The organism is Pseudomonas sp. LB3P58, assembly GCF_054897895.1.
Map to the genome: position 1 here is coordinate 3,102,876 of NZ_JBUBVE010000001.1, position 11,413 is coordinate 3,114,288.

The 11,413-nt window shown below is 58.7% G+C and carries 12 protein-coding genes and 1 pseudogene; 8 read left to right on the plus strand and 5 right to left on the minus strand.

Annotation, left to right across the window (positions count from 1 at the left end; translation table 11 throughout):
• Positions 1-2 precede the first annotated feature (2 nt).
• The 4 genes from lpdA (at position 3) to ACYZTZ_RS14330 (ending at position 3,799) form a co-directional block, all read left to right on the plus strand.
• Positions 3-1,385 carry a dihydrolipoyl dehydrogenase gene (gene lpdA / locus ACYZTZ_RS14315; RefSeq protein ID WP_461998669.1) on the plus strand — a complete coding sequence of 461 codons (1,383 nt, stop codon included), beginning with the start codon at positions 3-5 and terminating at the stop codon, positions 1,383-1,385.
• 234 nt (positions 1,386-1,619) lie between these two features.
• Positions 1,620-2,639, plus strand: coding sequence for a branched-chain amino acid aminotransferase (locus ACYZTZ_RS14320; protein ID WP_046048924.1), 1,020 nt, complete (start codon positions 1,620-1,622; stop codon positions 2,637-2,639).
• A gap of 162 nt (positions 2,640-2,801) precedes the next feature.
• Positions 2,802-3,329: a serine acetyltransferase gene (locus ACYZTZ_RS14325; protein ID WP_461998670.1), complete on the plus strand. Its 528-nt coding sequence runs from the start codon at positions 2,802-2,804 to the stop codon at positions 3,327-3,329.
• A gap of 128 nt (positions 3,330-3,457) precedes the next feature.
• A complete protein-coding gene (locus tag ACYZTZ_RS14330; protein ID WP_052963486.1) occupies positions 3,458-3,799 on the plus strand; it encodes a hypothetical protein in 342 nt (113 codons plus the stop codon).
• On the opposite strand, the gene ACYZTZ_RS14335 is transcribed toward ACYZTZ_RS14330, so the two are convergent.
• Entirely contained in the window at positions 3,789-4,715 is a 927-nt protein-coding gene (locus tag ACYZTZ_RS14335) for a LysR substrate-binding domain-containing protein (RefSeq protein ID WP_461998671.1), read from the minus strand. The two genes, ACYZTZ_RS14330 and ACYZTZ_RS14335, sit on opposite strands and share 11 nt — an antisense overlap.
• 105 nt (positions 4,716-4,820) lie before the next feature.
• Here ACYZTZ_RS14335 and ACYZTZ_RS14340 point away from each other — a divergent pair, with 105 nt between their 5' ends.
• Complete coding sequence (locus ACYZTZ_RS14340; protein WP_461998672.1) at positions 4,821-5,429, plus strand: LysE family translocator; 609 nt, start codon at positions 4,821-4,823, stop codon at positions 5,427-5,429.
• Here the strand turns inward: ACYZTZ_RS14340 and ACYZTZ_RS14345 are convergent.
• On the minus strand, positions 5,426-6,190 hold the full coding sequence (locus ACYZTZ_RS14345) for an ArsR/SmtB family transcription factor (protein ID WP_461998673.1): 765 nt from the start codon (positions 6,188-6,190) through the stop codon (positions 5,426-5,428). The genes ACYZTZ_RS14340 and ACYZTZ_RS14345 overlap by 4 nt on opposite strands.
• An 82-nt stretch (positions 6,191-6,272) precedes the next feature.
• On the opposite strand from ACYZTZ_RS14345, the gene ACYZTZ_RS14350 reads away from it, so the two are divergent.
• Positions 6,273-7,394, plus strand: coding sequence for a cytochrome P450 (locus ACYZTZ_RS14350; protein WP_461998674.1), 1,122 nt, complete (start codon positions 6,273-6,275; stop codon positions 7,392-7,394).
• A 7-nt stretch (positions 7,395-7,401) separates the two neighbouring features.
• Here ACYZTZ_RS14350 and dmeF read toward each other — a convergent pair whose 3' ends face one another.
• From dmeF to ACYZTZ_RS14365, 3 genes are all read right to left on the minus strand, one after another.
• A complete protein-coding gene (gene dmeF, locus ACYZTZ_RS14355; RefSeq protein ID WP_461998675.1) occupies positions 7,402-8,322 on the minus strand; it encodes a CDF family Co(II)/Ni(II) efflux transporter DmeF in 921 nt (306 codons plus the stop codon).
• 12 nt (positions 8,323-8,334) lie between these two features.
• Complete coding sequence (locus ACYZTZ_RS14360) at positions 8,335-8,610, minus strand: metal/formaldehyde-sensitive transcriptional repressor (protein ID WP_033054491.1); 276 nt, start codon at positions 8,608-8,610, stop codon at positions 8,335-8,337.
• A gap of 116 nt (positions 8,611-8,726) precedes the next feature.
• Positions 8,727-9,608 carry a LysR substrate-binding domain-containing protein gene (locus ACYZTZ_RS14365; protein WP_461998676.1) on the minus strand — a complete coding sequence of 294 codons (882 nt, stop codon included), beginning with the start codon at positions 9,606-9,608 and terminating at the stop codon, positions 8,727-8,729.
• Between the two features lie 139 nt (positions 9,609-9,747).
• On the opposite strand from ACYZTZ_RS14365, the gene ACYZTZ_RS14370 reads away from it, so the two are divergent.
• The gene (locus ACYZTZ_RS14370) at positions 9,748-10,779 is read left to right on the plus strand and encodes a D-cysteine desulfhydrase family protein (protein ID WP_461998677.1); all 1,032 of its coding nucleotides are present in this window, start codon (positions 9,748-9,750) and stop codon (positions 10,777-10,779) included.
• 116 nt (positions 10,780-10,895) lie between these two features.
• A pseudogene (locus ACYZTZ_RS14375) lies at positions 10,896-11,360 on the plus strand (hypothetical protein); the annotation flags it as partial.
• Between the last annotated feature and the right edge of the window lie 53 nt (positions 11,361-11,413).

The window sequence follows — 11,413 nt, forward strand, 5'->3', positions numbered from 1 at the left end:
GCATGCAAACTTTAAACACCACGCTGCTGATCATCGGCGGCGGCCCTGGCGGCTATGTAACGGCGATTCGTGCCGGTCAGCTGGGCATCTCGACCATTCTGGTGGAAGGCGAATCCCTGGGCGGTACCTGCCTGAACATCGGCTGCATTCCGTCGAAGGCGTTGATCCACGTCGCCGAACAGTTTCACCAGACCCAACATCACAGCCAGCACTCGGCGCTGGGTATCAGCGTGTCGGCACCGACGCTCGATATCAGCAAAAGTGTCGAGTGGAAGGACGGCATCGTTGATCGTCTGACCACCGGCGTTTCGGCGCTGCTGAAAAAGAACAAAATCCAGGTTATTCAAGGTTTTGCGAAAGTTATCGATGGTAAAACCGTAGAAGTCGGCGACACGCGCATTCAGTGCGAGCACCTGGTGCTGGCCACCGGTTCGAAAAGCGTGAGCCTGCCGATGCTGCCGATTGGCGGGCCGATCATTTCCTCCACCGAAGCCCTGGCGCCGACGTCCGTGCCGAAACGGCTGATCGTGGTCGGTGGCGGTTACATCGGTCTGGAGTTGGGAATTGCCTATCGCAAGCTCGGCGCCGAGGTCAGCGTGGTCGAGGCCCAGGATCGTATCCTGCCGGCCTACGACGCCGAACTGACGCAGCCTGTGCATGACGAACTGAAAAAGCTCGGCATGAAGCTTTACTTGAAGCATAGCGTCCAAGGCTTTGATTCTGTTAGCAATACACTGCAAGTTCTTGACCCGGATGGCGATACCCTGAACCTGGAAACCGATCAGGTGCTGGTGGCCGTCGGCCGCAAACCGAACACTCAAGGCTGGAACCTCGAAGGTTTGAACCTCGACATGAACGGCTCGGCAATCAAGATCGACAACCGCTGCCAGACCAGCATGCGCAACGTGTATGCCATCGGCGACGTGAGCGGCGAACCGATGCTCGCGCACCGGGCCATGGCTCAGGGCGAGATGGTTGCCGAGCTGATCAGCGGTAAATCCCGTGAGTTCAACCCGACCGCCATTGCCGCCGTGTGCTTTACCGACCCGGAACTGGTGGTGGTCGGCAAGACCCCGGACGACGTCAAGGCGGCGGGTCTGGACTGCATCGTTTCCAGCTTCCCGTTTGCGGCCAATGGCCGGGCGATGACGTTGGAATCGAAAAGCGGCTTCGTGCGGGTCGTGGCACGGCGTGACAATCATGTGATTGTTGGCTGGCAGGCGGTCGGTGTGGGCGTGTCTGAATTGTCGACGGCGTTCGGTCAGAGCCTGGAAATGGGCGCCCGGCTGGAAGACATTGCCGGCACCATCCACGCGCATCCGACGTTGGGCGAGGCTGTGCAGGAAGCGGCGTTGCGTGCCCTTGGTCACGCGTTGCACCTGTAACCGCCTCACGCTGATCGTTCCCACGCTCCGCGTGGGAATGCAGCCCGGGACGCTCCGCGTCCCAAGTCGGACGCAGAGCGTCCATTGAGGCATTCCCACGCAGAGCGTGGGAACGATCAAAGGAACGCAATCTGGGCTGCGAATTGGGCCCGGAATGAAGTATTGTTGTCCCCATCCAGAAAAACGTCAGAAGCCTTGAACCGTTTCGGCGGTTGTTAAGTGATAGAGGGTGTCATGGGTAACGAAAGCATCAATTGGGACAAGTTGGGTTTTGACTACATCAAGACAGACAAGCGCTATCTGTCGCACTGGCGTAATGGCGAGTGGGACAAAGGCACCCTGACCGAAGACAATGTGCTGCACATCAGCGAAGGCTCTACTGCCCTTCACTATGGCCAGCAATGCTTCGAGGGCCTGAAGGCCTATCGTTGCAAGGACGGTTCGATCAACCTGTTCCGCCCGGACCAGAACGCCGCACGCATGCAACGCAGCTGCGCGCGCCTGCTGATGCCTCATGTGTCCACCGAGCAGTTCGTCGAAGCCTGCAAGGAAGTGGTCCGCGCCAACGAGCGTTTCATCCCGCCTTACGGCACCGGCGGCGCGCTGTACCTGCGTCCGTTCGTGATCGGCGTGGGTGACAACATCGGTGTGCGTACCGCCCCCGAGTTCATCTTCTCGATCTTCGCCATCCCGGTCGGTGCCTACTTCAAGGGCGGCCTGACCCCGCACAACTTCCTGATCTCCAGCTATGACCGCGCCGCCCCACAAGGCACCGGTGCAGCCAAGGTCGGTGGTAACTACGCGGCCAGCCTGATGCCAGGTTCCCAGGCCAAGAAAGCCCACTTCGCCGACTGCATCTACCTGGACCCGATGACCCACACGAAAATCGAAGAAGTCGGCTCGGCCAACTTCTTCGGGATCACCCACGACAACAAGTTCGTGACCCCGAACTCGCCGTCGGTCCTGCCGGGCATCACCCGTCTGTCGTTGATCGAGCTGGCAAAATCGCGTCTGGGTCTGGAAGTGGTCGAAGGCGACGTGTTCATCGACAAGCTGTCCGACTTCAAGGAAGCCGGCGCTTGCGGTACTGCTGCGGTGATCACCCCGATCGGCGGCATCAGCTACAACGACAAACTGCACGTGTTCCATAGCGAAACCGACGTCGGCCCGGTCACCCAGAAGCTCTACAAAGAGCTGACGGGCGTACAGACCGGCGACATCGAAGCGCCAGCGGGCTGGATCGTCAAGGTTTGATTTGACGCGGCCTGATCCCAAGCGGCACATAACCCACCCATCGCTTTGGCGATGGGTGGGTTTTTTATTGCACAAAGAATGGCTATTCGGGGTCCGTACCCATTCCATAGCTCACTTGTTAAACTAACCCATTTTTCAGAGCCGAAGGCTAGGGACTGCGCCGTGAATTTAGAAACTTTGACGATGCATTGGAAATCGGAAGTTTCAAACAAGAAGAAACCAGGAAGTCGCATCGGCCTGATCACCAATATTATTAAACGAACCAGAAAGAGCAACACGCTTAGGTACTTGTTTATATTTAGACTTGCGCAGTATTTAAATGCTCGAAAAGGTTTGTTCCGCGTTTATGCGAAACGACTGGAAAGAAAGAGCAATCTAAAGTACGGGGTTGACATAAATATTGATGCCCAAATAGGGCCCGGCTTTCGTATCGGCCATTTGCCTGGGATCGTCATCACTGGCCATGTTCAGATCGGCCGAAATTTCTTTATCCGTCAAAATACCACCATTGGCATAAAAACCATGGGGTTAGCTGAATATGACCTCAAGATCGGCGATAACGTAAGTATTGGGGCAAATAGTTGCATCATCGCGGACACTCTCTCAATTGGTGATGACGTTACTATCGGGGCCATGTCCTTCGTCAATAAAAACATTCCTGCAGGCGCTACTTTTTATAACGCCCGATAATCGTGAGGTCCCTGGAGGGTATCCCGGTCTATCACCACACTCCTCATCGAATCGGATCAAATCAGCGTCCTGTTCGATTCGTCACTAAACTTGCCGCGTGCAACAGCCTCAACAGGTGCCTCAAAACCATGAACAGACTCTGGCGAAAGTATCTGGCCTTGCTGGACACCGACTTCACCACGCAAGTGTTCGATAACATCAAAAACCTGCTGGTGTGTGCCCTGCTGTTCGCGGCGGGCACCAACGCGTTGCACAGCGATCAGTACTTGTTTATGGGGTTTCTCACCTCAAGCCTCGCCGGCTGGGGATTGATCCTGCTGTCAGCGGTGCTGATGCTGCTTAATGTCAGCGACGGCCTGCGTCGGCTGTCCAGGTTGCCGTATCACACGGCGTTTCAGATCATTCTGTTTCTGGTCTACCTGGTGCTGGCGGTGCGGGTGGTGGAGATTGTCTGGAATTTCAGGGCGTAGCAGTCACAGCACGAGGTGTTTGCCAATGCAGCTCATCCTCAGCAATGCGGGCAAACAGCCACTCCACAAACACCCGTGTCTGCACCGTCACGTCCGGCGCGACACCGTAGTAATAACGCGGCAATGGCATCCGCAACTCGGGCAACGGGCAAATCAGGCGACCGCTCGAAAGATGGGTGCCCAGCAAAGAGGTCGGGCACAAGGCAATGCCCTGTCCATCCACGGCGGCCTCAAGCACCAGGTGCATGTGGTCAAACTGCCGGGTGACCTGAGTGGCTGACTTGCCTTGACCAAAATGCAGGGCCCAGTTGTGCCAATCTTCGCGACGCGCCTTGGCGGTCAGTAACGTGTGTCGGCTCAGGGACGCGAGGTCTTCAAGGGCCTCGCGGTGGATCAGCGAGGGTGCCGCGACCAGCAACAGTTCGTCTTCGAAAAGTGCTCGCGCCTCAATCGCCGGGGCCCAATCGTCACGACCACGGCGAATGACGATGTCGAACCCGTCGCGCGCATGATCGGGAGCCTGGGTTTGGGTGATCACCTGCGGCTTGATGCCCGGGTGCTGCGCAATGAAATCCACCAGCCTGGGCGCTAGCCAAAGCATCGCAAAGGATGGACGGACATTGATCTTCACGGTCGGCAGCGAGGCGTGCTGCTTGAGTTCAGCCGCGGCGTTGGCGATCTGCGCCAGCCCGGCACTGACCTGCTCATAAAAGCGCTGACCGGCCGGTGTCAGCACCGATTGACGGATACGTCGCTCGAACAGCAGCACACCCAGGTGCTCCTCAAGCAATTTGATGTGCCGGCTGACGGCACTGTGACTGACATGCAGCTCTTCGGCCGCCAGGCTGAAACTCTGATGGCGAGCAGCAACGGCGAAGGCGCGAACAGCATTAAGCGGCGGTAGTGGATTTGTCATGCGTCTAATTTAGTCACATATGCGCCGCAATTAAAGCGTTTGTCACGCCCACGTCGCCACGCCAATCTGCCCGCACGCAGCCAGCGCCACCTGACGGAGCAAGACATGAACAGCTACGGACTTTTTCTACTGTTTGCCACCCTGACCATTTTGAGTCCAGGGCCTGGCGTGGTCCTGACCCTGTCCAACGCGGTGCGCCACGGCTGGACCGGGGCAGTGCCGGGCATTCTGGGGATCGCGTCGGGTGCGTTTATCGTCGCCGCCATCAGCGCCACCAGTGTCGGCCTGATCCTCAGCACCTCCGCGAACGCCTTTACCGCATTGAAATACGCAGGGGCCGCCTATTTGTTGTACCTGGGTTACAAAAGCTGGCGCTCGGCTGGTTTCAACACGCTGCTTGAAACGCGCCCATCAAGCCCGGGCTACCGTTTCCTTGAAGCGGCTTCGATCCAGTTTTTGAACCCCAAGGCAGTGTTTTTCTTTCTGGCGGTGTTCCCGCAATTCATCGACACCTCGGCGCACTTCTCCAGCCAGTTTTTCAAGCTGGTCGCCTCCTACGGCGTACTGGTGATCCTGGTGCATGGCAGCTATGCCTTGCTCGCCAATGCCGCCAAAGGCTGGTTATCCAGCCCGAAGGGTTCCTGGCTGGCGGCGAAAGTCTCGGGCGTGACCTTCGCCGGTTTCGGCGTGCTGATGGCCTCGGCCAGTCGCTAAGGCGCAGAACCGGCGATCGCTCGGCGTCTGGTCTCGGTGGAAGCGGGTTGTGTTGTCGATACCTGAACCGGCAGTTCAACGGCAAACCGGCTGCTGAGTTCCTTTCGCCCCGTCGCGGTCAACGCCAGCGCGCGGCTGTCCAGGTCCTGAGTTACCCATTTGCGCTTGATCGCCGTTTGCAACAACGCCGCCCCCAACGAGCCGCTCAGATGCGGCCGGCGCATGCTCCAGTCCAGGCATGGGCAGGCGAAGCGGCGACGCAGCGTGCTCAAGTCCTTGACCTCGATACCCAACCCTTCAAACAACGCCTCACCGCTGTCGCTCAGCTGATAGACCTGTTCATCGGTTTCCAGCAGCCACCCCGCGTCGATCATCCGGTCATGCAGCAGCACCGCCAACGTGCCGGCCATGTGGTCGTAGCAAGTGCGGGCAAATTGCAGGCGATCCGGAGTGCGCGAATTGAAGGTCGGCGCGGCGTTCTGGCCGATCACCATTAACGCTTCCAGCGCTTGGGCGACGCGCTTGTCCGTCAGGCTGTAATAGCGATGTCGGCCCTGCACGTGCAGCCGCACCAGCGCCAAATCCTTGAGTTTGGCCAGGTGCGCGCTGGCGGTGGAGGCGCTGACTTCGGCAATCGCCGCCAACTCAGTGCTGGTGCGGGCGTGGCCGTCCATCAGCGAACAGAGGATTTTCGTCCGGGCCGGTTCCGCGATCGCGGCGGCCACCTGAGAGACGCCGATGTCGTGCTGTTCTACGTTCATATTTCGCTCCCGGACGAATCAAGGCCCTTTCGGACTGGAGATAGTAGCAACACTTTTCCAACCACGAACAAGGCTGCGACCTATGGACCCGATCATCGCTGCGACTCATGCCGATCCTTATCCCTATTACGCACAACTGCGCGCGGAGGGCGGGCTGGTTTTTCACCAAGGACTGAACGTGTGGGTGGCGAGTAGCGCCCGAGCCGTTGCGGCCGTGCTGGCGCACCCTGACTGCCATGTCCGGCCATCCCACGAACCGGTGCCCAAGGCGATTGTTGGCGGGATGGCCGGCAAGGTCTTCGGTCAGTTGATGCGGATGAATGAGGGCGAACGCCAGCGTTGCCCGAGGTCGGCGATTCAACCGGGGTTGGCGTTGATTGATGTCGATGAAGTCAATGCGCTGGTCGGCGCTCGCCTGATCACTCCGGGCGCCGATGGGTTGTACAAGGCGATGTTCCGCGGGCCGGTATGCGTGGTGGCTGCATTGCTGGGGTTCTCTCCGGCTCAGGGCCGGGCTATCAGCGAACTGACGGGGGACTTCGTCGCGTGCCTGTCGCCCCTTGGCGATCAGGCGCAACGGGATGCAGCGCACGTTGCGGCGGAACACTTGAGCGGCTATTTCGTTGAGTTGCTGGATGACCCGAACAATCAGAGCGCCCTGCTCGCCGGGATCCGCCAGCGCTTCGCGGCAACCTCCAGCGACGCTGAAATGTTGATCGCCAACCTGATCGGCCTGTTCTCCCAGACCTATGAAGCCACCGCCGGGCTGATCGGCAATGCGCTGTTGGCGTTGATTCGAACCCCGTCGCTGCACAGCGAATCGACACCCGTTGACGACTTGATCGCTGAAGTTCAGCGCTTCGATCCGTCGGTGCAGAACACCCGCCGGTTTGTCGCTGCACCTTGTGAAATCGACGGGGTAAGCCTCAATTCAGGTGATGTGATTCTGGTGCTACTGGCGGCGGCCAATCGCGATCCACTGCTCAATGACCGTCCCGACGTCTTTCTTCTGGATCGTCCAGACCGGCGCAGCTTCACCTTTGGTGCGGGGCGGCATCAATGTCCGGGGCAGAGATTGGCGCTGGGGATAGCCAGTGCAACGCTGCATCAGATTTTGGCAATGAAACCCTCACTGGACCGATTGGCCTGGCACTACCGCCCTTCCCTCAACGGCCGCATCCCGCTATTCAGCGACTGCCCCTGAAGAGGCATCAAGCGTTGCGATACTCGACGGTCAGGTGAGACAACTCATGAACCGGCGCCAGACGTTCGCGAACGTTGTCGGCACTCACTCCCGCTGCCGCCACTACGCTGACAATCGCTGCCCGCGCCTCAGGCCCGACCTGCCAGACGTGAAGGTCGCTGATGTGCACGTCACCCGACGACTCCAGCAGTTCACGAATTTCAGCAGCCACGTGCTCATCGGTGGTGTCGAGCAGCACCGCAGCACTGGTGCGCATCAGACCATAGGCCCACTTGGCGATGACTATGGCGCCGACGATGCCCATCACCGGGTCCAGCCAGACCCAACCAAGGTAACGGCCGGCCAGCAAGGCGGCAATGGCCAGCACCGAAGTCAAGGCGTCGGCGAGCACATGGACATAAGCTGAGCGCAAGTTGTTGTCGTGATGGTGGTGATGACTGTGGCCGTGATCATGGCCGTGATGCCCATGATTACCTGCCAGCAAAAACGCACTGACAATGTTTACCGCGAGCCCCACCACCGCAATTATCGTCGCCTCCGTAAAAGCCACGGTGGTCGGCTGAAACAGTCGCAAGATGGATTCACCGGCGATACCGAGCGACACCAGCCCCAGCACCATGGCCGAGGCAAAACCGGCCAGATCACCGACCTTGCCGGTACCGAAGCTGTAACGGGCATTGTTGGCATTGCGTCGGGCAAAACCGTACGCCGCCGCCGCAATGCCCAAGGCACCGGCATGGGTCGCCATGTGAAAACCATCGGCCAGCAGTGCCATGGAGCCGGTGATGTAACCGGCAGTAATCTCGCCAATCATCATGACGAAGGTCAGCGCCACCACCCACAAAGTGCGGCGGGCGTTTTCATCATGGGAGGCGGCGAGAAACATGTGGTCGTGAGAAAAACTCGAAGCTTGCGGTGTTTGTGTCATGTGTCCGGATCTCTATTTCGAGTAACGACGGATGGCTTGCAACAACTCTTCCAGACCTTCGGCGCGCTCTTCGTCGCTGAGGCCAGGACGTGCGACGTGTTCACGGGCGTGGGCGTCAATGAACTGATCCATCAACCCGTTAACCGCACCGCGGACAGCCGCGACCAAATGCAAGGTCTTGGCGCAATCGGCGTCGGACTCAAGCGCCCGCTCTATGGCCTGGACCTGACCTGAAATGCGCCGAACCCGGTTGAGCAAGTCATCTTTGTGTTCGTGGATGTGCGCCATACCTATACCCCCTACCCCTATATGGCGCGCATAATCACCGATCCCGATAGAACTGGCAAGGCAACAATCAGCGAGGGCCTATCGAAACCCTGCTTAAAAATCCGAATCCGCAACGATCACGCCAGGCGCGCCGCAACAAAATCGACAAAGGCTTTCAACTTGGGCAGTGATTTGCGCGAGCGTGGATACACCATCTGTACCGGCTTGGGCGGCGGAGCATAGGCGTCGAGGATCCGCACGAGTTCGCCTTTAGCCAACGCGGCCGACACCAGGAAATCGGGCTGCATCAAAATCCCCTCTCCGGCCACGGCCGCCTGCAGCAACACTTGGCCGTCATTGCTTTTCAACACCGCCCCTTCAGGCCAGGGAACCTCGCTGGCGCCGCTTTTCAAAGGCCAGGCAAAACGGTTGTTCCAGGACGTGTGGGTGAGGATTCTGTGTCGGTGCAGGTCTTCGGGGGACTGAGGTTCCTGCCATTTTTCCAGATACCGGGGCGACGCGCAGATCACCATTCGATACGGTGGCAATGGCTTGGCCAGCAGATTCACGCCGATCAGTTCGGAAATCCTGAACGCCAGATCGAATGACGTCTCGTACAGGTCCACCACTTCGTTGCTCAGAATCAGCTCGACCTGGATCTGCGGATAACACTGCATGAACGCCGACACCAGAGGACCAACCAATGCCACGCCGAGGGTCATCGGCGCGGTGATTCGCAACAGGCCGCTGGGCTCCGGGCTCGACGCCTCCACCCGGCTGAATGCGTACTTCACCTGTTCCAGCGCCCGCTTGGCTTCTTCATAAAACAACCGCCCTTCCCCGGTGATGGATTGCCGTCGGGTGGTGCGTTGAATGAGCTGGGTGTTGAGAGTTTTCTCCAGGCTCTGGATATGCCGTCCAACCATGACCGCCGACATCCCGATGTCACTGGCCGCATCGGCAAAGCTGCCCGCCTCGACCACGGCGACGAAAACTTCCATTTGCCTGAGTTTGCTCATGACCATGCCTTGTGAAGGGAGGAAACGGAACGCTTGATTAAGTACATCAGGTTAAAGGAGTAATAACCGGCAATGCGTTTATCACGAAGGGCTTTCTCCATAGAGTCACGTTAATAAAGTGAACAACGAGGCTCCACCGATGCAAACCCTACTGGACACGTCACTGAGTTCTTTTGCGCGGGCAGACCTTCTGCAAGGCCCCACGCCCATTCAGCGCGCCGAACGTCTCGAACAACTGCTGGGCTTGAAGGCGCAGGGAATCGGCCTGTTTATCAAGCGCGACGATCATATGCTGATTGGCGGTGGCGGTAACAAACTGCGCAAACTCGAATTCCACATCGGCGCAGCGCTGGCGGCCGGAGTCGACAGGGTGATCACCGTGGGCGGCATTCAGTCCAACCATGCGCGCCTGACCGCCGCGGTCTGTGCGCGCCTGGGCCTTGCCTGCGAACTGATCCTGACCCGCGCGGTACCCAAAGCCGATGTGGATTACGAACTCAACGGCAACGTTCTGCTCGACCAATTGTTTGGCGCACAGCTACAGGTGCTTGCCAGGGGCAGCGACTCACTCGCCGAGGCCGAAACACGGGCCACGCAACTTCGGGATTCGGGACACAACGTACTGGTGATTCCCACCGGTGGCTCAACGCCGCTGGGCAGTCTCGGTTATGCGCGCTGCGCGGCGGAGATCGCGCAACAGGAGACGGAACTCGGCCTCACTTTCAATCAGGTCGTGGTGCCCAACGGCAGCGCCGGCACCCACGCAGGGCTCGCGGCGGGTTTCCAGTTGCTGGGCCGAGGCACCTCGATCGTAAAATCCTATTCGGTTTTGTCCGATCGAGACACGTCAGCGGCCAGAACCCGGCAATTGACCCAGGACGCACTGGCGCTGTTGGGCAGTAGCGCCATCGTTCAGGCTGAAGAAATTGCCATCGACGGCAGCCAGTTGGGCGACGGTTACGGTCTGCCAACGCCAGCCATGCAGGAAGCAGTGCGCCTGATGGCTCGCGCCGAAGGCTTGTTAATCGACCCGGTCTACTCCGGTAAAGCGTTCGCTGGGCTGTTGGCCGATCTCAGGCAAGGACGCTACCGTTCTGGGGACAATGTGCTGTTCGTGATGACCGGCGGAACGCCGGGTCTTTATGCCTACCGGGAAACGTTTCAGTCCTAGCTGCGTAATTGCATGGATCTGACCACCCATTTGCATTGCCACTGACCAGTCGTTTGCATTCGACTTGACCAGCACACGTAGTGGCGACCGCCAGAAAACGGCCGCAAGCGAAGCGGTGGGCAGAGCGAAACGTGGATCGCTGGCAAGCGGCGCTGGCCATGGAAGACATTTCTTCGTGGGCATTGTGTGACAGTGCCCCTCTCAAGCTCCACTACATTTGGAGCCTTTGGCAGATCGGCGAAGCGAGCGAACGCGACTGGCGAATAGAGTTGGACGCCACAAGAGAAACGATCGCACAAGGACGTATTGGCTTTGCAGACTGTTACATTGTTGGCCGCATAGATCCTCAGCTCGCGCGCGAACGAGCCAAAGCAGACACCACCACCCGCCGACGGAGTAAATTCGAGCTATATGTGCGCCTCCAACAGGCTCTGCTGACCTGGTACTCAGCTATGGATTAAGTGCTTCCCGGCAGAGTGCGATTCGAGTTTCCTTCAAAAATGCCCACCGTAGAAAAGCTTGATGGAAGATATTCGGTAACGGCCTTTGATCAAATGATCGCATCGCTCCCCAGAAAATAATCAGCCTTTTGCCGACAGGGATTTGAGAGGCTGATGCAGAGAAAAAGGAGACC